The sequence below is a fragment of the Paenibacillus sp. W2I17 genome (genome assembly GCF_030815985.1).
Classification (GTDB): Bacteria; Bacillota; Bacilli; order Paenibacillales; family Paenibacillaceae; genus Paenibacillus.
Genome location: NZ_JAUSXM010000001.1, coordinates 6,048,426 through 6,071,878, shown reverse-complemented (window position 1 = coordinate 6,071,878; position 23,453 = coordinate 6,048,426). Strand labels below are relative to the sequence as shown.

Annotated in this window: 17 protein-coding genes, 1 pseudogene and 1 other annotated feature; all 18 genes and pseudogenes read right to left on the bottom strand. The window is 47.3% G+C overall.

The features are described 5' to 3' along the window. Positions 1 to 22: 22 nt before the first annotated feature. Positions 23 to 2,689, bottom strand: a complete 2,667-nt coding sequence (locus tag QF041_RS27125) for a valine--tRNA ligase (RefSeq protein ID WP_307416337.1) — start codon at positions 2,687 to 2,689, stop codon at positions 23 to 25. Positions 2,690 to 2,749: 60 nt separating this feature from the next. Then, positions 2,750 to 3,031: a binding site (T-box leader), on the bottom strand. A 155-nt stretch (positions 3,032 to 3,186) separates the two neighbouring features. Continuing rightward, the gene (locus QF041_RS27120) at positions 3,187 to 3,417 is read right to left on the bottom strand and encodes a LysM peptidoglycan-binding domain-containing protein (RefSeq protein WP_307416336.1); all 231 of its coding nucleotides are present in this window, start codon (positions 3,415 to 3,417) and stop codon (positions 3,187 to 3,189) included. 31 nt (positions 3,418 to 3,448) lie between these two features. Next, a complete protein-coding gene (locus QF041_RS27115; protein WP_307416335.1) occupies positions 3,449 to 4,771 on the bottom strand; it encodes a hypothetical protein in 1,323 nt (440 codons plus the stop codon). Between the two features lie 363 nt (positions 4,772 to 5,134). Further along, complete coding sequence (locus QF041_RS27110) at positions 5,135 to 6,043, bottom strand: RluA family pseudouridine synthase (RefSeq protein ID WP_307416334.1); 909 nt, start codon at positions 6,041 to 6,043, stop codon at positions 5,135 to 5,137. After that, a complete protein-coding gene (hemL, locus tag QF041_RS27105) occupies positions 6,040 to 7,344 on the bottom strand; it encodes a glutamate-1-semialdehyde 2,1-aminomutase (protein WP_307416333.1) in 1,305 nt (434 codons plus the stop codon). The genes QF041_RS27110 and hemL overlap by 4 nt, the downstream gene beginning before the upstream one ends. A gap of 26 nt (positions 7,345 to 7,370) precedes the next feature. Further along, entirely contained in the window at positions 7,371 to 8,372 is a 1,002-nt protein-coding gene (gene hemB, locus QF041_RS27100) for a porphobilinogen synthase (RefSeq protein WP_017692601.1), read from the bottom strand. Positions 8,373 to 8,474: 102 nt separating this feature from the next. Continuing rightward, positions 8,475 to 10,037 carry a uroporphyrinogen-III C-methyltransferase gene (gene cobA / locus QF041_RS27095; protein ID WP_307416332.1) on the bottom strand — a complete coding sequence of 521 codons (1,563 nt, stop codon included), beginning with the start codon at positions 10,035 to 10,037 and terminating at the stop codon, positions 8,475 to 8,477. 4 nt (positions 10,038 to 10,041) lie between these two features. After that, positions 10,042 to 10,998, bottom strand: a complete 957-nt coding sequence (hemC, locus tag QF041_RS27090) for a hydroxymethylbilane synthase (protein WP_036605896.1) — start codon at positions 10,996 to 10,998, stop codon at positions 10,042 to 10,044. A 2-nt stretch (positions 10,999 to 11,000) separates the two neighbouring features. Then, the gene (locus QF041_RS27085) at positions 11,001 to 11,651 is read right to left on the bottom strand and encodes a precorrin-2 dehydrogenase/sirohydrochlorin ferrochelatase family protein (protein WP_127548251.1); all 651 of its coding nucleotides are present in this window, start codon (positions 11,649 to 11,651) and stop codon (positions 11,001 to 11,003) included. A gap of 5 nt (positions 11,652 to 11,656) precedes the next feature. Then, complete coding sequence (gene ccsA, locus QF041_RS27080) at positions 11,657 to 12,484, bottom strand: cytochrome c biogenesis protein CcsA (protein ID WP_371129100.1); 828 nt, start codon at positions 12,482 to 12,484, stop codon at positions 11,657 to 11,659. A gap of 14 nt (positions 12,485 to 12,498) precedes the next feature. Beyond that, complete coding sequence (hemA, locus tag QF041_RS27075; RefSeq protein WP_017692596.1) at positions 12,499 to 13,884, bottom strand: glutamyl-tRNA reductase; 1,386 nt, start codon at positions 13,882 to 13,884, stop codon at positions 12,499 to 12,501. 342 nt (positions 13,885 to 14,226) lie between these two features. Continuing rightward, a complete protein-coding gene (speD, locus tag QF041_RS27070; protein ID WP_307416330.1) occupies positions 14,227 to 14,628 on the bottom strand; it encodes an adenosylmethionine decarboxylase in 402 nt (133 codons plus the stop codon). Between the two features lie 335 nt (positions 14,629 to 14,963). Further along, positions 14,964 to 15,551, bottom strand: coding sequence for a non-ribosomal peptide synthetase module (locus QF041_RS27065; RefSeq protein ID WP_307416328.1), 588 nt, complete (start codon positions 15,549 to 15,551; stop codon positions 14,964 to 14,966). A 267-nt stretch (positions 15,552 to 15,818) separates the two neighbouring features. Further along, entirely contained in the window at positions 15,819 to 16,475 is a 657-nt protein-coding gene (yihA, locus tag QF041_RS27060) for a ribosome biogenesis GTP-binding protein YihA/YsxC (protein ID WP_307416326.1), read from the bottom strand. 157 nt (positions 16,476 to 16,632) lie between these two features. Further along, positions 16,633 to 18,973: pseudogene (lon, locus tag QF041_RS27055) on the bottom strand (endopeptidase La). An 86-nt stretch (positions 18,974 to 19,059) separates the two neighbouring features. Beyond that, positions 19,060 to 20,814, bottom strand: coding sequence for an ATP-dependent protease LonB (gene lonB / locus QF041_RS27050; RefSeq protein WP_307416325.1), 1,755 nt, complete (start codon positions 20,812 to 20,814; stop codon positions 19,060 to 19,062). Positions 20,815 to 20,981: 167 nt separating this feature from the next. Then, positions 20,982 to 22,079 carry a flavodoxin-dependent (E)-4-hydroxy-3-methylbut-2-enyl-diphosphate synthase gene (gene ispG, locus QF041_RS27045; RefSeq protein WP_076216934.1) on the bottom strand — a complete coding sequence of 366 codons (1,098 nt, stop codon included), beginning with the start codon at positions 22,077 to 22,079 and terminating at the stop codon, positions 20,982 to 20,984. Between the two features lie 120 nt (positions 22,080 to 22,199). After that, entirely contained in the window at positions 22,200 to 23,453 is a 1,254-nt protein-coding gene (clpX, locus tag QF041_RS27040; protein ID WP_076216933.1) for an ATP-dependent protease ATP-binding subunit ClpX, read from the bottom strand.

Genomic DNA, 23,453 nt, shown 5'->3' with positions numbered 1-23,453 from the left:
CTCTCCATCCGACCCAAATATATTAACCTTTAAGCTCCTTGATTCGTGCAATCACTTTATCCCGTTTATCGGAATAATCTGCTTGCTTGGCGCGTTCTTCCTCAATAACTTTGGCAGGAGCTTTGGCAACAAAGCCTTCGTTCGCCAGCTTTTTCTCTACACGGAGAACTTCGCCCTCAAGGTTCTCCAACTCTTTCTCCAAACGAGCCACTTCCTGCTCGATATCAATAAGACCTGCGAGCGGCAAGTATAGTTCTGCCCCCGTAATGATCGCAGTCATTGCCTTATCCGGTGAGTTTAAATCCAGCCCACTATCGAACTCGGACGTATTACAGAAACGTTTGATGTAGTGACTGTTACGCGCAATGATGCTGGACGTCTCAGCACTATTTGCTTTGACCATCAACTCGATCTTTTTGCTCATCGGCACGTTCACTTCTGCACGAATATTTCGAACTGCACGAATGGTATCCATGAGCAGGTTCATCTCGGCAACAGCCTCTGGGTTCTCAAGAGCAGGATCATATACCGGCCATGATGCCAGCGTAATGGTCTCACCTTCATGTGGCAGATGCTGCCAGATCTCTTCGGAGATGTATGGCATAAACGGATGAATCAGGCGCATGGTCTGATCCAGCACATAAGCAAGCACGGATTGTGTTTTCTTCTTGGCAACCGGATCTTCCCCATAGAAGGACAGTTTAGCAAACTCAATGTACCAGTCACACAGGTCATCCCAGATAAAGTTATACAACACACGACCCGTTTCCCCAAATTCATACGCTTCGATTAGACGCGTAATATCGCGGGAAGTTTCGTTCAGACGATGCAAAATCCAATAATCCGCTGTACCAAGCTCTCCGCTGATGTCACGTTCCTCATAGGTGAATCCTTCCAGATTCATCAATGCAAAGCGCGAAGCATTCCAGATCTTGTTGGCAAAATTACGAGCCTGCTCCACCCGTTCCCAACGGAAACGCAGATCCTGACCTGGCGTGCTGCTAGTTGAGATCATGTAACGCATTGCGTCTGCGCCGTATTTCTCAATCACATCCAGCGGATCTACACCGTTGCCCAGTGATTTGGACATTTTGCGTCCATCTGCATCACGGACAAGACCATGCATCAGTACATCCTTGAACGGAATCTCATCGGTGAATTCCAATGCAGTGAAAATCATACGTGCAACCCAGAAATATATGATGTCATACCCTGTCACAAGTACACTTGTCGGATAATAACGTTTCAGGTCTTCCGTATCCTCCGGCCAGCCCAATGTGGAGAATGGCCATAAACCGGAGCTAAACCAAGTATCGAGTACGTCTTCGTCCTGTCTGAGCTTGCGACCAGCATTCTCTGGCAGCGTTGTTGGATCTTCAGCAGATACGATGATTTCACCCGTTTCCTCATCATACCAGGCAGGAATACGATGTCCCCACCACAGTTGACGAGAAATACACCAGTCACGAACGTTTTCAATCCAGTTCAGATACGTTTTCTCAAAACGATCTGGAACAAAATTAACCCCTTCGCCGCTCTGTTGTTTTTTAATCGCTCTCTCTGCAAGTGGCTTCATCTCAACGAACCACTGTGTAGACAGATACGGCTCAACAACAGCTCCGGTACGTTCACTGTGTCCAACCTGATGCGTGTGATCCTCGATATTGATCAATACGCCCTGCTCTTTCAAGTCAGCAACAATCTGCTTGCGGCAATCACTGCGATCCAGTCCCTGATACTTGCCAGCCTCAGCATTCATTGTGCCGCTCTCATCCATTACCGTAATCTGAGGAAGATCATGACGAAGACCTACTTCAAAGTCATTTGGATCATGCGCAGGCGTGATTTTAACTGCACCACTTCCAAACTCTTTATCCACATAATCATCAGCGATAATTGGAATTTCGCGTCCAATGATAGGCAGTACAAGTACTTTACCAATCATATCTGCATAACGCTCATCCTTCGGATGTACAGCAACCGCTGTATCACCCAGCATCGTTTCAGGACGCGTTGTTGCCACTGTAACGTAGCCACTTCCGTCTTTGAGCGGGTAACGCAGATGGTACAAGTGACCCTGAACCTCTTTATATTCAACCTCAATGTCGGACAGAGCTGTCCGGTTCACCGGGTCCCAGTTAATGATGCGTTTGCCTCGGTAAATAAGACCTTTTTCATACAGTTGAACAAATACTTTGCGAACCGCTTGGGACAGACCTTCATCCAGCGTAAAACGTTCACGTGAGTAATCAAGCGACAATCCCATTTTGCCCCATTGTTGACGAATGGTAGTGGCATATTGATCTTTCCAGTCCCATACTTTCTCCAGAAACTTCTCACGTCCCAGATCATAACGAGTCAGACCTTCTTCACGCAGCTTCTGCTCCACTTTGGTTTGGGTAGCAATACCTGCATGGTCGGAACCCGGAAGCCACAGTGCGTCATAACCTTGCATCCGTTTGGTGCGGATCAAAATATCCTGCAGTGTAAAATCAAGCGCATGCCCAATGTGCAGCATCCCGGTCACATTTGGGGGTGGAATTACAATCGTATACGGCTCGGCATCTTTACGTTGACCGGCTTTGAAATATCCACGTTCCATCCAAGTGGAGTACCATTTATCCTCTGCCGCCTTAGGATCGTAAGTAGTCGGCATTTCTGTTGCAGCTGATTTTTTTTCCTCAGACATGTGTCATTCCTCCGTTACTTCATCATCTTCGCCAAAAAAAACAAAAAAACCTTTCATCCATCAAAGGACGAAAGGTTAGCTTTCGCGGTACCACCTTTGTTTCACGCCTACAGCAAGATAGACTTCACCCTCTGTACATGACGTGACACTTCAAGCAGATAACGGCTGCTACCGGCCCATCCTACCTCAGAAATAAATGACGATAAATCTCATTCATCCCTTGTATTCAAACAGGCAACTCCCGGGCGACTTCGATCAGTTGGTTCCTGCGGAATCTCACAGCGCTGCAATTCCACTCTCTGAAAGGTCATACTGTCTACTACTCCCGTTCCACGTTGTTCTTCAAAAAACCTACACACATCATACCTTGCTCGTGCGCGATAGTCAACCTGACAACAGCGGATAAAGAGCGCTGGAATGCAGGTTTAGGACGAATCATGCAAAAACCCGCAATCCTCAAGGGGATCACGGGTCGTAACGAAGGCTTTAACTACGGATTAAGGGATGTACAATATCTGACCTTCTTCCACAACCTGCTCAGATAATCGGTTATACAACTGAAGTTCCCTCGTGCTCAATTGATATCGATCTGCAATGGCATCCAGTGTATCTTCTCGCTGAACGATGCACAGTTTCACCTTGCGGAATGGGGTCTGGTCCACGATCGTTCCCAGGAACAGGTTCTTCCATTCCACATCATCAGCTGGATACGTTTCTTCCTGTACCACACCCGCAGGAACCTCATCGCCTCTCTCCACTTCAGCATCGCGTGCCGGCTCTGCCCGAGGATAACAAGGAAGAGATACCTACGCCCTCTTCTTGCCGTGGTGCGGATTCTTTTTTGCTGCCAAAAGCAACCTTCAGCTCCGGCTTGTCTTCCGTCTCAGCCACAGGTTCAGGAACAAATGCTTCGTTCTGTACGAACTCGTCTACCCCAGTCGCTTCAAAAGGCGGCCGGTCTTCCTCAGCGTTGCCTGATTCGGACGAAGCAAATACACCTTGCCAGTTCTCCGCCTGTGATTCGCCCGGGACATCGGCAACTGCCTGATTCTCCTGCTGAGGTACAGATCTCGCTGATTCGAAGTGCCATACCTCTGGTGTGTCCGGTACATCCGGTGCTGCCAACTCATTAGATGATTGAGCAATAGGCTCTGAGACTTCTTGATCTGCACTTCTCGAGTTCGCAGGCAATACATCCACGGAAGGCTCGGACCAACCCGAAGACTCGTCTTCCAGAGGCAGCAATGGTTCCGACTCAGGGTAAGAAGCTAACCGATCAGCGGTCTCAGCCATAAATGATGAGATCGGAGAAGGTTCGCTGTATTGCTCATGAGATGCCAATTCATCTGCATTCGCTGTCAGAGATGCGGGATCTTCGTTTGCATCAGGTTGTCTGTTTTCGTTAGCGTACTCCGCACTTTGCTCCTCAGATTGAAGTGGCTCGGCCAATGACGAATTCGCATATTCCTGCTGCCATTCTTCGCTATTCCCTAATGTCTCTTCCCTTGTGGACAGGTCAGCGAATTCAGGAGCACCATAGGCAAGTTCTGCTGCATTCGCAAGTCTCTCTTCCTCACTCCGCTGGAGCAGGTACTCCTGTGCAAATGTGTTGGGGTCGCTGCCTGTCTGTGCTGCTTCATCGGAACGGTTGGATTGCTGAGCATCAGGTGAGTGGACAACTGTAAACTCATCTGCTGACCACACTTGTGGCTCTTCAACAGGAAAACCTTCGATGCCTCGTAGCGACAACACGCCTGTAATGTTCAGACTGCGATTGGATAACAGATCCACGTCAAAATTTTCGATCTCGATGGAAATATCCTCAATCGATCTGACCCGGTTCAGCGGCACTGTGATCTCCACGGGAATGAAATGTTTGAGTTCCTCTGAAGCCTCATTTTCTCCTCTGTACGCACCTGTAAGTAAAAGATGCCCTCTTAACGTGGCATGATCATCCTGTCCTATGACTTGAATACGCGGGTATAGTTCAATCTCCTCCAATTCCTCAATCGCAGGGACTCCCTCAGACAAATGAACGCGCTCATAAATATCGAACCGCAAACCATAAGGTTGATTCAACAAAGGTGGCGTCCTCCTTTCGGCATATGTTCACCATGATCCTTCTCATGGGACTGATCCATGGTCCAAATCCTTCGTTACCCCATCTATATGCCTTGAATGAGAGGAGCATGCCACCTTTTGAAAAACCTTGTTATATAAAGCGAAATAGAGAATGTTGCACCTAGCCACTTCGATGACAGGATAACCTTCCGATCACTGTTATCCAGATTTTTTTGATTCCCTCCTTCAAAGGGAAAATCCCGGGATAGCTTATGCTTCCGAAGCAGCTTTCTTTCAGAAAGCTTTTAGGCGAACGCTCCGCTTCTTCACGTTATTTCTGTCCTCTCCATTCTCGTGTAACTGTTAAAGTTCGCTTTATATCATTTATGAATACATCTTTTCACGCTCTGCCAATTGTGTGAAATCGGACGGCCACGGGTCGTTCACTTCAATCATCGCTCCGGTTAAAGGATGACTAAACTTAAGCACCTCTCCGTGAAGTGCTTGTCGCCCAATGGCATCCGCTCTACCTCCATACAACGCATCACCAATAAGCGGGTGTCCAGCATAACTCAGGTGTACACGAATTTGGTGTGTTCGTCCTGTATCCAGCTTTAATCGTACAAGGCTTGCTCGTTCCCATACTTCGACGATCTCCACATGAGTAACAGCTTCCTGTCCACCTTCGGAGACACGTCTGCGCTGTTTGTGATGTCTGTCCTTGCCAATCGGAGCATCAATTTTGTGGAGTTCAAGGGGGATTTGTCCACCTGCAATGGCTACATAATGGCGGCCAATCTCTTTGCGACGCATCGCTTCATCCAGTTTGGCGAGGGCAAAAGCATTTTTGGCATACAGGACAGGTCCGGTTGTATCCTCATCCAGTCGATGAACATGGCGTACGCTCGCCTGTATTCCGTTCATTTCATAATAAGAGGCAACCACATGATCCAGCGTGATGGCCTGATCAGCACGGCTTCCATCTGGATGCAGTTTCATGCCTGCCGGTTTGTGCATAACCAGACAGAAATCATCCTCATACAATACATCCACATCAGCCCAGCGTGGCTCAACATCGATTGGCTGGGACGCAAAAAGGGCCAGCCGAAGCCGGTCCCCTGCAAGTTGTATTCCTTGGTTTTCTTTCAGCTGACGGAGCAGTTTCACTGGAAACTGCAGCTCAGACAATAGCCACTGCTCTGCAGCCATCGGTTTGTCCGAACTGCTTGTTACGGCTTTCCCTGGCATCAGCTCAAGCCATTCCCCGCGGCGTTTCCAACTTTTGATGGTCATAGCGATTGAAGAGCTTTACGATTCGCCTCAATCGTATCGTCAATATCCTGCTCTGTGTGCACACCAGAGACAAACATGCCTTCGTATTGCGAAGGCGCAACACTCACACCTTGATCAATCATGGCCGCAAAATAACGACGGAATTGATCCAGATTGCTTTCTTTGGCAATATCATAATTGGTTACTGGAACAGCACTGAAGAATGGACAAACCATGGAACCCACACGGTTAATAGTTATGGCAACACCCGTCTCAGCTGCATTTTTCTCGAATCCGGCTTGCAGACGTGCAGACAATGTCTCCAGACGGTCATAGACCTCTGGTGTTAACAATTTGAGCGTGGTATATCCTGCTGCCATAGCCAGCGGGTTCCCACTAAGTGTACCCGCCTGATAGATCGGTCCTGTTGGAGCAATCTGTTCCATCAGATCCCGACGACCACCATAAGCACCAACCGGGAGTCCGCCACCGATAACTTTACCAAGACAAGTCAGGTCAGGTGTAACCCCATACCGTCCCTGAGCACAGTTCAACCCTACGCGGAAACCAGTCATGACTTCATCAAAAATAAGCAGGCTGCCATATTGGGTCGTCAAACTGCGCAGGCCTTCAAGGAAACCGGAAGCCGGAGGTACAACCCCCATGTTACCTGCCACAGGTTCCACAATAACAGCGGCCAGTTCTTCACCATAACGTTCAAAAGCAAGCTTAACGGACTCCAGATCGTTGTAAGGTACCGTAATTGTATTCACAGCTACACCTTCAGGTACACCTGGACTATCCGGTAGACCCAGTGTTGCAACACCTGAACCCGCCTTGATCAGCAAGCTGTCGGCATGTCCATGATATGATCCTTCAAACTTCAGAATTTTACTGCGTCCGGTTACCCCGCGTGCCAGTCGAATGGCACTCATCGTTGCTTCCGTACCGGAATTAACCATCCGCACGATATCGATAGAAGGTACACGCTCACAGACCAGTTTTGCCATCTCGGTCTCCAGCAAAGTCGGTGCACCAAAGCTTGTTCCTTTCAAAGCTGTCTCACGCAAAGCTTCTACAACGTCAGGGTGTGCATGCCCCATAATGAGTGGGCCCCACGATCCTACATAGTCAATAAAAACATTGCCATCAATATCGTAGATTTTGGACCCTTCGCCGCGTTCTGCATAGATCGGAGTAAGTCCCACCGATTTGAATGCGCGTACAGGGCTGTTCACACCCCCGGGTATGTACTGCTTCGCTTCCTCAAACGCGCTGCGTGAGCGCTCATCTTTGCGATGATTACCTTGTTGTGCAGTCATGAATATCCTCCTTAATGTAATTTATTTTATTTCTCAGCCAGCCAGCGTGAAGCGTCTTTTCCGTAGTAGGTAATGATCATATCTGCACCTGCGCGTTTCATGCTGAGCAGGATTTCCATAGCAACTTTTTTCTCATCGATCCAGCCTTGAATCGCCGCCGCCTTCACCATGGCATACTCGCCACTTACATTATAGGCAACAAGCGGAAGATCAAATTGATCCTTAATCGTACGCATGACATCAAGATAGGAAAGGGATGGTTTTACCATCAACATGTCCGCTCCTTCGAGCACATCCGTCTCTGCTTCACGCAAGGCTTCACGCGCGTTCGCCGGGTCCATCTGATACGACTTGCGGTCTCCGAATTGTGGTGTGGAATCCGCGGCTTCACGGAATGGACCATAAAATGCGGATGCATATTTAACAGAGTAAGACATAATCGGAATATGACTGAATCCATTCTCATCCAGCCCGGCACGGATCGCTTGTACAAATCCATCCATCATGTTGGATGGTGCAATAATGTCCGCTCCTGCTTTGGCTTGAGACACTGCCGTTTGCACGAGCAGATCAAGTGATTCGTCATTTAACACATCTCCGCAGATGTGACCGTCAATCTCCACGGTGTGTACCATACCGCAGTGACCGTGATCCGTGAATTCACACAGACAAGTGTCAGCAACAACCAGCAGTTCTGGATACCAGGATTTGATCAATCTCGTTGCTTCTTGCACAATGCCATCTTCAGCGAAGCCAGATGAACCCACACTGTCCTTAGTCTCGGGAATACCAAACAATAACACGGCTGGAATTCCCAGCTCGGCAATTTCCGTTACTTCCTCCTGAAGACGATCCAGCGAGAAGCGGAATACGCCAGGCATGGATTTAATTTCAGACTTTACATTTTCTCCATACGTCACATAGATCGGTTGAATAAAGTCGTCCACGGTTAGATGGGTCTCTCTGACCATATTACGAATACCTGTGGATTGACGTAAACGGCGATGCCGTACAATTGGAAAACTCATACGAGTAAAACCTCCCTGAAAGTTAAATAGAGCAAAAAGGGAAGCGCGCTGGTATCCTATCGAATTCAGCACGCTTCATATGTTGACATGATTACATGTGTATTAATTTCGAAGAGCGCCTTCTTTGGTGCCTGTCCGTTTCCAGTCGCATAGCACTGTGATCAAGCTATCCATCGTTGCTTCCTCTGCCATCAGTGTAACCTTAAGTCCAGCGGCTTCTGCCGTCCTCGCTGTAACAGGTCCGATACACGCAACCTCCACATCTTTCAATAAAGGCAGCGGATCTTGCAACCCCATACGTTTCAACATACTCATGAAGTTGGTAACCGTCGATGAACTTGTAAAGGTCACCGCATGAATGCCACCTTCTTCAAGCAACTTAAGCAGTTCATCATCATCCTCACCAGCGAGGATCGTATCGTAGGTGATGGCTTCGGTGACATGAAGTCCTCGTTCTCTCAACTGGTCGCGCAACCACGTACGTGCAAGATCACCGTGCGGAAGCAGTACTCTCTGACCTTCCTTCAGTTCACTTTCAAAAGCCTCAAGCATGCCTTCGGCCTGGAAAGGACCTTTGACAACCTCTGCAACGATGCCATGTTTGCGTAAAGCGTCTGCTGTAGAAGGTCCTACGGCAGCAATTCTCGCTTGATGAATCGAGCGAATGTCCTTGCCTTCCTGTTCCAGATGGCGGAAGAAAAACTCCACGCCGTTCACACTTGTGAAAAACACCCAGTCATAGGTATTTAAAGCACTGAAGGCGTCTTTGACACTTTGCTGCGCAGATTCACTGGACGGCATGACCGTCTCAATAACCGGAAACTCATACGGTTCGCCGCCGAGTTCCTCAATGCGATTCACCAGTTCACTCGCCTGACTGCGAGCACGGGTTACCAGAATTCGTTTGCCAAACAACGGCAGCGCTTCTGCCCATTTCAATTGTTCCCTTTGATTGACGACATCCCCCACCACAATAACAGCTGGCGGTTGGAAATTGGCTGCAATCACTTTCGCTTCTATATCTTCAAGGGTACCTGTAAGGGTATCCTGTTCCGCTCGTGTTCCCCAACGAATCAGAGCTACCGGTGTTTGCGCTGGACGACCATGACGAATCAATTGTTCGCTGATATATCCAATTTTGGCAACCCCCATCATAAATACAAGTGTGCCCGTTGCATTCGTCACTTTATCCCAATGGATACTGCGATCAAGCTTGTCCGGACTCTCATGCCCCGTAATAATAGAGATGGAAGATGCATAGTCACGGTGAGTGACGGGAATTCCGGCATACGCAGGTACACTTATTGCAGCGGTAACCCCAGGTACAATTTCAAACGGAATTCCGTTTTTATGCAGCAAACCCGCCTCTTCGCCCACGCGTCCAAAGATAGTTGGATCGCCGCCCTTAAGCCGAACCACAACCTTGCCTTCAAGCGCCAGATCAACCAACAGTTGATTGATCTCTTCCTGTTTCATCGTATGCCGATCCGGGCGCTTGCCCACGTAAATCTTGACTGCGCCGGGTTTCATTTGTTTCAACAATCTCGGACTTGCCAAACGATCATAGACTACAGCATCGGCTTTACCGATGGATTCCCACCCTTTTACCGTAATCAGCTTTGCATCCCCGGGACCTGCCCCTACCAAAAAGACCTTTCCCACCATGTCTTCATCCCCTAACTTCTGCCAGTATCTGCTCTGCTCCCCGTTCGATCAATCTCCACGCCACTTCTTCACCCAGACGAACCGGGTCCTTGCCGATCATAGCTTCCTTAAGAATCAGTCCACCATCCGGCGTGCCGACCATACCTGTTAATTGTAACGTGTTTTCACCATTCAGGGAATCTGCATCTTGCTGAGGCACCCACACCGCATGAGCACCGATCGGAACCTGACAGCCCCCATTTAATACACTGAGAAAACGACGTTCCGCCTGTACAGGAAATGCTGTCTCGGGATCGTTATACAGCTGCAGTAAGTGCAACAGTTCCTCATCGTCTTCACGACATTCGATCCCAAGTGCACCCTGGCCCACAGCAGGAAGGCAAGCTGTTTCCGTCAAGTACTCTGTGATCCGGTCTTCCCAGCCCATACGGTACAATCCGGCAGCTGCCAGAATAATCGCATCGAATCCTTCGGTCTCCAGCTTCCGCAGACGGGAATCAATATTGCCTCGAATCGATTCCAATTGCAAATCTGGACGATAGGCCTTTAATTGACTCGACCGGCGCAGACTGCTTGTTCCAACTCTAGCTCCTTCTGGCAGTTGATCCAGAGTAAGTCCACCGTTGGAGATCAGCGCATCCCGTGGATCTGCACGACGGGGAATAGCACCATTGATTAATCCTTCGGGTAACTCGGAAGGCATATCCTTCATACTATGCACAGCCATATCAATGGTACGATCAAGCATCGCTTGCTCAATCTCTTTCACAAACAAACCTTTGCCTCCCACTTTTGACAACGTTACATCCAGAATGAGATCTCCCTTGGTAACAATCTTATGTACTTCAAAGTCAAAAGCTAATCCTTCCCGCTCACAAATATCGCGTAAATCCTGAATGACATGGCCTGTCTGGGTTAGCGCAAGCGCGCTCTGTCTACTTCCAACTTTAATTGTACGCATATCTACACTTCCTCCTGATTGCGGGATATCCAGTCCCCGATTTCTTCTTCGGTCCACCACCGAAAATGGCCTGTACGAATATCTTCTAATATGTGCATTTCAGTTAATTGCCGAAGCAACGTACTTCTGAGACTTGAAGAAGATACGCGTGACTTCACCTCGGTCCTCATCTGGTGCAAAAACTCAAGGTACGTCTCATACTCATCACCGAACTGTCGTTCGAGTGTGGCACGTATCTCAGCAGCTGCTGCCGGTCCCGCTCCTGCTGTGGATATCGCTATACTTAATCTCCCGCGCCTTACCACGCTTGGCGTAATAAAGCTGCTGTGCTCCGAAGACATTGCGTCATTCACCAATATGCCCGCAGCCTCAGCATCCCGAACCACAGTTGAATTGACCTCTGAATGGTCAGTCGCTGCATATACGAGAAAGGCCCCCCGCAAATCTCCATTGCGGTAGGACCGGTCTATCCATTGAATTCGGGATTCATGATGCAGTTGTTTTAATACGGGAGTAAGCTCCGGACTAATGACCGTAATCTGTGCCTCGGCATGCAGCAATCCCTTAATTTTACGTTCGGCAACACGTCCACCACCAACCACGCAGCACTTCTTGCCTGAAGTATTCACAAATATCGGTGTGTAACGGTCCATCTCCTTCACTCTCCCGTCCAACGATGAAACGCTGAATACGCATTGGATAAAAAACTTATAATGACAAATCCGTACCCGATCAGTGTCCATCTTGCCATGATAATCGTAGAGAACTGTTTCCTTCTCTTGGATACGAAATAACCCACATAGATGGCTATAGCAAGACCTGTCGAAATAACTTTGAGATCCAAGAGCAGAATCCAGCGTCTTTCCGCCACAATGGATAATACGGCAAGCATCACAGAAACACCAAGGAGCGGTGTTCCTATCAACGTAGCACCATCCATATACTTACCGATCACTTCCAGGCTTGGCAGCCGTCGCATCGTATCATTCCACTTTTTTTTCTTCAACTTACGGTGCAAGAACAGATATAACAAGGCAAATACCGTAGCAACGGTTAACGCCGCAAAACCAAGATTCGCCAAGGTAATATGCATAATGAGTAATCCATGTACCGTTTGCCAGTTATGCAGTGATATCTCTCCGGCCGTAAACCACAGTCGATTTAATACCGTAACGGAAAAACCTACAACATTCAGCAACAAAATCACAAATTCGGAACGCTGGATGCGAGTCATAACGAGAGACATCAGCACAATACTGAATGAAAATATAAACAAAAAATCAAAGGTGGTATAGATGGGGAAATGGCCTTCAGTCCACATGCGCAATATGACATGCGTTACCTGCAATCCCCAAACAACGACAAGAAACCCTGTGCCTGTCCGCTTCGCCCCCGCATTGCGTCGAATGCAGTCCGAGAAATAGAACAGTAGGCTCAGGGCATACATATAGATTAGAGCTTCATAAACTTGTTCAGCAAGGGTCAAGCTGCCCACCCGCCTTATACGCCTGCCGGAGCATAAGCCGGCACGGGGTCTTGCCGGTTTTCGTTAAGGTGAGCAGCTGGTTTCGCCAGAGCTGTAGCATCACTCTGACTCACTTTTTCAGCGGCCATCTCTACTGCATCTTCCAGAGCGAAAATCTGAGTAAACATGCGCAGAGCTTCATCACCTTGCTTCGTGCCTGCCATTTCCTTAATCCGATTAATCGGATCTGTTGTCATTTGGTTCACAATACTCTTGGTCAAACGACGAATGACTTTCCGTTGATGTTCATCGAGCTCAGGCAGTTTATTAAACAGGCTATCCATCGTTTCTTCATGAATGGAGACACCTTTTTCCTGCAAAGCGCGAATAACGGGACGAACACCCAACGTTTTGAGCCAATGGTAATAATCCTCCATCTCAAGCTCAATCATTCTCTCAATTTTGGCAGCTTCCACCTTACGCATCTCCAGGTTGCTCTCCACGATTCCTTCCAGATCATCAATGTCATAGAGAAATACGTTGGATAATTCACCTATCGCCGGATCAATATCGCGTGGAACCGCAATATCAATCAGGAACAATGGACGAGATTGACGACGCTTCATACTCTCTCGTACCACTGCTGCATCCATGACATAACGTTCAGCTCCAGTGGAACTTATCACAATATCAACTTCATTAAGTCGATCTAATGCCTGTTCCATCGTACAAGGTGTACCCCGGAACTTGGCTGCCAATTCTTCAGCTCTTGCGAGCGTGCGATTCGCCACAATGACCTCAGATGCCCCGTTGGCATAGAGATGTTTCACGGTTAGTTCACTCATCTTGCCGGCACCCAAAATGAGCACCTTCTTATCTGTGAACATGCCAAAAATCCTCTTACCGAGTTCAACAGCAGCATAACTGACAGATACGGCGCTCTCCCCAATGGAAGTCTCCGAATGTGCCCGTTTGCCCAATGTAACTGCCTGCTTAAATAACTTATTAAACCAGGTACCTGTTGATTTCTCTTCCTGCGCTTTAAGAAAAGCCTGTTTCACCTGTCCAAGAATCTGAGTCTCACCAATGACCATGGAATCTAGTCCGCAGATGACACGGAACAAATGGCGCATGGCTTGATCATCTTCATATATATATAAGTGTTGCGTAAATTCTTCCCGTGGTACATTAAACCATTGTTCCATGAATGTTCGAATAAAATAACCACACATGTGAAGACGGTCCACCACAACATACAACTCGGTACGGTTACATGTGGCTACGATTACACCTTCCAATACACTCTTGGTCAGCTTGAGCTGCTGCAGCGCTTCAGACAAATCCTTTTCTGCAAATGTGAATCGTTCCCTAACCTCTACAGGCGCCGTGCGATAATTCAAACCAACGACAACGATGTGCATTGCAAGTTCACCTGCCTAATAAATTTCCAATCAAAGTGCTTACTGCATATGTCTATCCATTTATGATTGACATGGTTAATTATATCACACATCATAGCCGTGACCGGGTCATTTTTATGAAATGTTTATGAAATCACCATGTTCATCATCATATGCACTGTCATTTATTGTAGTGTCTCACCAAAGTTCACCGTTATGCGTTAAAAAGTGTCGATTATGAATATTCATAACGATACGCATATTAAAACAAATAGCCATGGAATTATTCCATGACTATTAGAGTTTGGGAGGTTATGTGTCCATCCCGATATGTGAACATTGTGTATGCAATATACTTTTTATTTAAACCCGTTCAGTCTGGTTGTTCATCTCTGGTGTTTCAACTTGCAATTCGCCCAATCCACGTACCAACTTCTTTGCATACGTTTTTTCAGGCTTTAATACGGATACCAGGTAGTCAATAGCAAGCTGTGGATCTACAGTCTCCCCACAAGTGTAACAATCAATCGCTGCAAAACCTCTCTCAGGATACGTATGAATGGAGAGATGGCTCTCAGACAATAGTACAAGTACGGTCGCTCCCTGTGGATCAAACTGCTTGGACTGTACGGACATCACTGTCGCGCCACATGCCTCCGCTGCTTCAATCATTTGGGCTTCCAGATACTCTGCATTGTTCAGTAGATTAAAGTCGACACCCCAAGTATCAACAGCAACGTGTCTTCCGAAAGTTGAATATTCCATCCTTCGGTTCCCCCTTCCTAGGAATAAAATGTTTGAAAAATTTCATCCGCTAGGACCTACGTCATTCACTTCCCGAGGGAAAAATCTCTCGCAACATATAATGTCCTGAGTGAATCCTGGTTCCTATATTGTTTTCAACGAGATTAAAAATAACATTGAATCAGAGTGAAATCAACCCTTTTCCAAAAGATTGTAAAATAAATATTTTCTAATCGGAATATTCGATCTCACATCAAAAAATCCCCCTGAAACCTCCACATTGGCGAGTGCCACTGCCCGGAAGAAACAAGGGGATTGATTACATTCATATACGTTTATAAACATACAATTTTAAGTTAATAAGCTTCAAGCTCAAACAACCGTTTTTGATGACGAGCAAGGGTCTCATCAATCTGATGGAGCTGTTCAGCAGTCGCATCTTTTCTAGTGTCCAGCAGTGAATCGATCTCGGCATACACACGGTTGATTTCGCGTTCTACATCTCTGGCCTGGAACAGATGTTGCAATTCAAGCAACGTATTTTTGTATTCATAGATCACTCGGGTGTTCTCCCCGGTCTTCTCCACAATTTTGTGGACAGTGCCTTGAGCATAAACATACGTCATGGTGAACCCTTTATAGATCCGATGAACGACCCCGTCACCTTTAAAAGTCACAAAGAGCTTCCGGACAACGTTGGTCAGATGCAGGTTCACCAGGCGGCAAGATAACTCACAGATATAAAACCCTTCTATGCGGTCAAAAGGGAAATGCACTTCTTCTCCACTTACATCCCCCAGCACAACCTCCTGACAACCATTGTCCAACACCTTAACCCGGTGATGAAGCCTGCCGTCTTCTGTCATGCGCAAAAACTGATGCATCTGGGGTTCTGACAATTTCATAGTGGCCTTAACGTACTCTGTGGCTAACCGCTGAGCCATACAAATCCCTCAATTCTTTCCCGATTGTTTTGTCTTCCTGCACATGTAGCAGTCATCTCAAAATTCTTCAGGCCGGCATGGCCGGTAATTTTGGTACTGTTGGCAATATGCACCTATGCTCATTATACACTACCCTAACGTTATTTTTCTCCAGACCCAGATGATGAATTGTCACGAAATTCCTTAAAAAACCGGATTAATCTGGATCTCATCAAAGATTCACTTAGCATGCTCACTTTCCTGCACTAAAACGGGATACTATCTCGGTTATCCGTTAATTTCGTTGGTTTCTTCCTCATCAGAAGCACCCTCTGCATCCAGCACTGGTGCATACTTATCTATCCGGGCATGGCGGGTAATGATGTCCCATAACTCTTCTTTCCCCAATCCCTCTTCGGATGAAAACGGCACAAACAAATCCCCTGAACGAAGACCCAGTGATTCCTTAATGACTTTGATATATTTGGCTCTGCGTGTTTTTGGAATCTTGTCCATCTTGGTTGCTACTACAACCAAAGGCAGTCCATTATGACGAAGCCATTCGTTCATCATCTTGTCCTCCTTGGACGGTTCATGTCTCATATCCACCATCTGCATGACCAGTTTCAATTCCTCGCGTCCCAACAAATATTTCTCCATCATTTTGCCCCAGGCAAAGCGTTGCTCTTTGGAAACTTTAGCGTAGCCATATCCCGGGAAATCGACGAAGTAGAGATCCTGATTAATTTTATAATAGTTGAGTTGCTGTGTCTTACCCGGTGTAGAGCTCGTCCGAGCCAAATTTTTACGATTGATCAAACGGTTGATCAAGGAAGATTTCCCCACATTGGAGCGTCCCGCCAAAGCAATCTCTGGCAGACCGTCATCGGGGTATTGTTCAGGCCGAACGGCACTGATAATAAATTCAGATTGATTTACTTTCATATTGTATCTTTCCTCTCTTGAAAACCTGTGCTATGCATCACCTGTTGAAGGTATTATGCCATGGATTGTTCTATCATACCAAAAAAAACCGTTCCAGCGGACGCCGAAGCCTCCGCAGAACGGTCTAATCTTCATACGAACCTTTCGGATACGTGGATTACAGGTGAATTCCTGTCTGTTCAACAAGTGCATGCTGCAATACCTGATCCATATGGGCTACAGGGACAAACTCCACATCTTCCTTGATGCTGTCTGGAATGTCACGCAGGTCCCGTTCGTTATCCTTAGGCAATAATATTTTTTTATAGCCGGCACGATGGGCTGCCAGTGATTTCTCTTTCAGACCACCAATCGGCAGTACCCGTCCACGCAGTGTTATTTCACCAGTCATGGCGATATCCTTGGACACATGTTTGTTCGTCAAGGCTGAGATTAAAGCTGTTGCCATCGTAATCCCGGCAGATGGACCATCCTTCGGAATCGCTCCTTCCGGAACGTGGATATGGATATCGTTCTTCTCATGGAAGTCAGGCGAAATTCCAAGCTGTGTAGCTTTGGAACGGGTGTAACTGAATGCGGCTTGTGCCGATTCCTTCATGACATCCCCCAGTTTACCTGTGAGAGTCAATTTACCTGTTCCAGGCACAACAGTCACTTCAATGATAAGGGTATCTCCACCCACTTCAGTCCACGCCAGACCCGTTACGGTACCAATCTGATCTTCCAGTTCGGCCATACCATAACGGAACTTGCCCGGTCCAAGATAGTCTTTGATCTCATCTGATGAGATGTTAATCTGACCTTCCACACCAGATACGATGTTCTTGGCAGCTTTCCGGCACAACGAAGCCATCTGCTGTTCCAGATTACGCACACCTGACTCCCGTGTATATTCACGAATTACACGCAACAACGCGTCATCCGGGATTTCCAATTGCTCTTCTTCCAGACCATGGTCCTGCTTCTGTTTGGGCAACAAATAGTTTTTCCGCAATTTGCAGCTTCTCCAGCTCCGTGTAACCAGGAATGTTGAGCATTTCCATCCGATCCAGCAATGGACGCGGAATATTGTGTACCGTGTTGGCAGTTGTTATAAACATAACGTTGGATAAGTCAAACGGCAATTCTACAAAGTGATCACTAAACGTATTATTCTGTTCCGGATCAAGTACCTCAAGTAACGCTGCGGAAGGATCTCCGCGGAAGTCTGAAGCCATCTTATCAATCTCGTCCAGCAGGAATACCGGATTAAGTGAACCAGCCGTTTTCATCCCCTGGATGATACGCCCAGGCATAGCCCCTACATAGGTGCGTCGGTGACCACGGATCTCGGCTTCATCACGCACGCCGCCAAGAGATATTCTTACAAACTCCCGGCCCAGCGATCTGGCGATCGAACGGGCAAGTGATGTTTTACCGACCCCTGGAGGTCCAACCAGACAGAGAATTGGCCCTTTGAGCTTCTTGACGAGCTTCTGGACAGCCAGATATTCAAGCACACGCTCTTTGGGCTTTTCCAGTCCGTAATGATCTGCATTGAGCACATCTTCGGCTTTTTGGATATCCAGATCATCCGCTGTCATCTGACTCCAAGGAAGGCCAAGCAGCCAATCCACGTAGTTGCGAATGACTCCGCCCTCGGCTGAACTTGCAGGCATTTTCTCCAGTCGATCAATTTCTTTCTCGACCTTCTCTTTCACCTTGTCCGGCAAACCGAGTTCTTCCATCTGAGTGCGAAGTTCCTCGACCTCACCCGCACGGCCTTCTTTTTCACCCAGTTCTTTCTGGATCGCTTTCATCTGCTCGCGCAAATAATATTCCTTCTGCGTTTTCTCCATCTGTTTCTTCACACGTTGGCTGATCTTGCGTTCAAGCTCCAGCACTTCGCGCTCATTGTTCAGGATATCCAGCAATTTCTCCAGACGTTCCCGAACGTCGATGGTCTCCAGAATTTCCTGTTTATCCTTGATCTTCAAGGACAGGTGACTCGTGATAACATCAGCCAGACGCCCTGGTTCTTCGATGTCAGACACCGCTGCGAGTGTCTCTGGTGTGACTTTTTTGGACAGATTAATATAATTCTCGAACTGGTTCAGAACAGTACGCATCAAGGCATCCGTCTCCGGATGGGTATTCTCCTCTTCAGGCAGCTCTTTAGCCAGTACTTCATAATATTCCTCGTTGTCCGTATATTCAATAATTTCAGCCCGTTCCAAGCCTTCCACGAGTACACGAATCGTACCGTTCGGAAGCTTCAGCATCTGTCTGACCTTGGCCACGGTTCCGATTCTGAAAATGTCCTCTTGTGTTGGTTCTTCAATATTTACTTCGGCTTGGGAACATAGGAGAATCAGATGTTCTTCTACCATCGCTTTTTCTAAAGCCTTGACCGATTTCTCCCGGCCCACATCGAGATGCAGTACCATACTCGGGTAGACGAGAAGTCCTCTTAAAGGCAGTAAAGGAAAACGACGACCTTTCGCTTTGCTCGGTCCCATCGCTTTCGCACCTCCAATGGCTCTCAGGTTGTAGTCATTCATTATTCTATCAAATGTTCACATAAAAAACCAATGAAGGGAAGCGCTTAGCAGCTTCCCGAATCTGTAACCTGTCCTGGACGAGGCACGTCCGCCCGTAAATAAGAAGCGGATGCCGGTGGAAAAATCTCCGGTGCAGGTGCAACTGTCTCCTCTGCAAGCTTCGTTTGTTCCATCTGTTGTGATTCCGGAACCCAGGCAAATACTTCACGGAATACGTCCTGTACCGTATCTACCGGGATAACGCGCAAGCCATCCAGATTCTCAAAAATGGACTGCCAGTTCTCCGCGGGAATAATAACGGTCTTCGCTCCTGCCTGAAAGGCAGCCTCGACCTTGGCCAGCACGCCACCGATAGGCTTAACCCGACCATGAATACTGATCTCGCCAGTCATCGCTGTCTCATGATCCACAGGACGCCTCTGAATGGCTGATGTAATGGCAGTCGCCATCGCGATCCCGGCGGATGGACCATCAATAGGCGTCCCACCTGGGAAATTCACGTGTAAATCGTAATCATTCGGACGAATACCCATGGCTTTTAATACGGTTAACACATTTTCAACCGAGCCTTTGGCCATACTTTTTCGCCGGAGTGTACGCGAACCGCCTCCAATCTCTTCTTCATCCACAACGCCTGTAATGTTGATTCGGCCTTGATCTTTAAGAGCCGGAACAGCAGACACTTCGATCTCCAAAATGGTTCCCATATTCGGTCCGTATACCGCCAAGCCGTTAACAAACCCCACTTGGGGCTTTGTAGGGACCTTCCGATCAGGCCGTGGCTGAATCTGGCTGCTACCCGCCACCCACTCCACATCAGACGCCTGAAGCGTCTCACGCTTCTCTGTCAGCGCAAGTCCAGCAGCCAGCTGGATGATATTAACCGCTTCACGTCCATTGGTTGCATATCGCTTGACCACATCAACGGCATCCGGACATGGACTGAACCCTATTTTCTGAACAGCATCCTCTGCAATTCGCCCAATCTCCTCAGGCAACAAAGGACGGAAATAAACTTCCATGCAGCGTGAACGCAAAGCTGGTGGCAGTTCATGAGGCGATCGTGTCGTTGCTCCAACAAGACGGAAATCGGCCGGTAGGCCATTTTGAAAAATATCGTGGATATAAGCAGGAGTATGCGTGTCTTCCGAGTTATAGTACGCACTCTCCAAAAACACCTTGCGATCCTCCAACACTTTCAACAGCTTATTCATCTGAATCGAATGTAATTCACCAATTTCATCAATAAAAAGCATTCCCCCATGCGCTTTTGTCACAGCGCCCGGTTTTGGTTGGGGAATACCAGCAACGCCCATAGCTCCTGCTCCCTGATATATCGGATCATGAACCGAACCAATTAAGGGGTCCGCAATACCACGCTCATCAAAACGGGCTGTTGTTGCATCCAGCTCCGTGAATTTGGCGTCTGGCTTGAATGGAGAAGATGGATTCTTCTTAGCCTCTTCCAACACAACCCTTGCGGCAGCTGTCTTCCCGACTCCGGGTGGGCCATAAATGATAACATGTTGCGGATTTGCACTGCATAATGCAGCTTTAAGGGCACGCAACCCATCTTTTTGCCCAACAATATCGTTAATGGTAGCTGGACGCGTCTTCTCCGAAAGCGGTTTGGTGAGTGAGATCGAACGCAGCTTGCGCAGCTTCTCCAGTTCCTTGCGAGATTCACGCTCAACGGCACTGCGGTTTGTTTTCTGACCACGCAGCAGGTTCCAGAAATACAAACCAATCACCACTCCAAAAAATAACTGAATCAACATGATGACCATACCAAATTCCATGTCTTCACATCCTCCTATTTTGTCACTATTCTCATATGAGATCATGCTAATACTTGGTAGTATAGCCTTTTCGACGCGACGTAAACGGGCGATGCGGAATTTGTATGCGAGAAAATAAAAAGCCCGCCATCGCTGGCGAGCTTTTGTTGTAACAAGATATGAATCAATCAGTGCGAACGACCAGGAATAACACCTGTCTCTTCGTAGGCTTCGACGATTTTGTCGATCTCTTTTTTTAATTCCTCAACCATGATTTCTTCAGGCACTTTACGGATCATCTTGCCGTGACGGAACAAGAGACCTTCTCCACGCGCACCGGCAATCCCGATATCCGCTTCTTTGGCCTCACCTGGACCATTAACCGCACAACCCAACACCGATACTTTAATCGGCACCTTCAGTTTGGAGATATACTCTTCCACTTCGTTGGCAATGGAGAACAGGTCGATATCCAAACGTCCACACGTTGGGCAGGAGATCAATGTGGCTGCATTTGTAATGAGTCCAAATGTTTTGAGCAGATCACGAGCAACCTTGATTTCTTCTACCGGGTCCGCACTCAGTGAGATCCGCATCGTTGAACCAATACCCATAGAGAGCAAGGCTCCCATACCTGCGGAGCTTTTGATCGTACCCGAGAACAGTGTACCTGCTTCGGTAATCCCGAGATGCAACGGATACGGAATGATTTGAGCTGCTTTGGTATAAGCCTCAATCGCCATCGGCACATCCGATGCTTTGAGAGACACGATGATATCATGGAAATCAAGCTCTTCCAAAATACCAATGTGATACAATGCACTTTCTACCATAGCATCAGCCGTCGGGTACCCGTACTTCTCAAGCAGATGGTTTTCCAAAGACCCCGCATTTACTCCAATCCGAATCGGAATGCCGCGGTCTTTACAAGCCTTAACCACTTCTTCCACTTTTGCACGTTTACCAATGTTACCTGGATTAATCCGAACTTTATCGATGCCGTTCTCAATCGCAAGCAAAGCCAGCTTATAGTTGAAATGAATGTCCGCTACGAGCGGTATATGAATGCGTTTTTTGATTTCCTTGATGGCTGCGGCAGCTTCCTCATTATTCACCGTTACACGTACCACTTGACAACCTGCTTCTTCCAGTCGCAGAATCTCTGCAACCGTTGCTTCAACGTCTGCCGTTTTGGTTGTACACATACTTTGGATAATGACTTCGTTACTGCCACCGATCGTTACGTTTCCCACTTTTACGGGACGTGTATCCTGTCTTAAATACATGAGTGATTTCTCTCCCCACAACGTCAAAGCTCCACCCTGACAGAGACATGAATTCGCCTTCTGCCAAAGTGGAGAACTGACAAGTCTATATTTCAGAGTTCAACGGGATTCAGGCCTTTATTAGGCGCTCTCTTCCTGCTTATCGTCCTTCGATTGGCTTAGTTCAGGCACGACTCTTTTTTCAACAACTTCTTCGGTAATGACACAGTTCGTAACATCATCACGTGAAGGCACTTCATACATGATTTCAAGCATGATACCTTCAATGATGGCACGTAATCCACGTGCACCTGTGTTACGTTTAATTGCTTCTTTGGCAATCGCAAGCAATGCAGCTGGTTCAAATACCAGATTCACATTATCCAGCTCAAGCAGTTTTTGGTACTGTTTGGTAAGCGCGTTTTTTGGTTCGGAAAGAATCCGTACCAGCGTATCTTCATCCAATGGCTCCAAAGTGGAGATGACTGGCAGACGGCCTACAAATTCCGGAATCAGACCAAATTTCAGCAAATCTTCCGGCAATACCATACCCAGGTATTCACCTGGTTTCAGATCTTTTTGCTCAGAAACGGTATTGAAGCCAATGACTTTTTTACCGATCCGGCGTTTGATCATTTGCTCCAGACCATCAAAGGCACCGCCGCAAATGAACAGGATGTTCGTTGTATCGATCTGAATGAATTCTTGATGAGGGTGTTTACGACCACCTTGTGGTGGTACAGAAGCCACAGTTCCTTCAAGAATTTTCAAGAGAGCCTGTTGCACACCTTCGCCCGATACATCACGAGTAATGGATGGGTTTTCGGATTTACGCGCTACTTTATCAATCTCATCGATATAAATAATGCCACGCTCTGCTTTTTCCACATCATAATCAGCAGCTTGAATCAGTTTCAGCAGGATATTCTCTACATCCTCACCTACATAACCCGCTTCTGTTAATGACGTAGCATCCGCAATAGCAAAAGGAACATTCAAAATTTTTGCCATCGTTTGCGCAAGCAACGTTTTACCAGAACCCGTAGGTCCTAACAGCAAAATGTTACTCTTCGACAGTTCAACATCTTCAATCTTGCTTTGTGTGTTGATCCGTTTGTAGTGATTATACACGGCAACAGACAATGATTTTTTCGCTTGTTCCTGTCCAATAACATATTGATCCAGAATATTACGAATTTCTTTTGGTTTCGGAATATCTTTCAGGTCTACTTCTTCATCATGACCAAGTTCTTCCTCAACGATTTCGGTGCAAAGTTCGATACATTCATCACAAATGTACACGCCTGGTCCAGCGACCAACTTGCGTACCTGCTCCTGAGATTTACCGCAAAAAGAGCATTTCAGTTGCCCTTTCTCATCGTTAAACTTAAACAT

Excerpts from the sequence above, each read along its gene's own strand:
- QF041_RS27065 (WP_307416328.1), bottom strand. The coding sequence starts at position 15,551 with ATGGCTCAGCGGTTAGCCACAGAGTACGTTAAGGCCACTATGAAATTG.
- lonB (WP_307416325.1), bottom strand. The coding sequence starts at position 20,814 with ATGGAATTTGGTATGGTCATCATGTTGATTCAGTTATTTTTTGGAGTG.
- ispG (WP_076216934.1), bottom strand. The coding sequence starts at position 22,079 with ATGTATTTAAGACAGGATACACGTCCCGTAAAAGTGGGAAACGTAACG.
- hemB (WP_017692601.1), bottom strand. The coding sequence starts at position 8,372 with ATGAGTTTTCCAATTGTACGGCATCGCCGTTTACGTCAATCCACAGGT.
- QF041_RS27110 (WP_307416334.1), bottom strand. The coding sequence starts at position 6,043 with ATGACCATCAAAAGTTGGAAACGCCGCGGGGAATGGCTTGAGCTGATG.
- yihA (WP_307416326.1), bottom strand. The coding sequence starts at position 16,475 with ATGAAAGTAAATCAATCTGAATTTATTATCAGTGCCGTTCGGCCTGAA.
- hemA (WP_017692596.1), bottom strand. The coding sequence starts at position 13,884 with ATGCACATCGTTGTCGTTGGTTTGAATTATCGCACGGCGCCTGTAGAG.
- speD (WP_307416330.1), bottom strand. The coding sequence starts at position 14,628 with ATGGAATATTCAACTTTCGGAAGACACGTTGCTGTTGATACTTGGGGT.
- QF041_RS27125 (WP_307416337.1), bottom strand. The coding sequence starts at position 2,689 with ATGTCTGAGGAAAAAAAATCAGCTGCAACAGAAATGCCGACTACTTAC.
- QF041_RS27085 (WP_127548251.1), bottom strand. The coding sequence starts at position 11,651 with ATGGACCGTTACACACCGATATTTGTGAATACTTCAGGCAAGAAGTGC.
- hemC (WP_036605896.1), bottom strand. The coding sequence starts at position 10,998 with ATGCGTACAATTAAAGTTGGAAGTAGACAGAGCGCGCTTGCGCTAACC.
- hemL (WP_307416333.1), bottom strand. The coding sequence starts at position 7,344 with ATGACTGCACAACAAGGTAATCATCGCAAAGATGAGCGCTCACGCAGC.
- clpX (WP_076216933.1), bottom strand. The coding sequence starts at position 23,453 with ATGTTTAAGTTTAACGATGAGAAAGGGCAACTGAAATGCTCTTTTTGC.
- cobA (WP_307416332.1), bottom strand. The coding sequence starts at position 10,037 with ATGGTGGGAAAGGTCTTTTTGGTAGGGGCAGGTCCCGGGGATGCAAAG.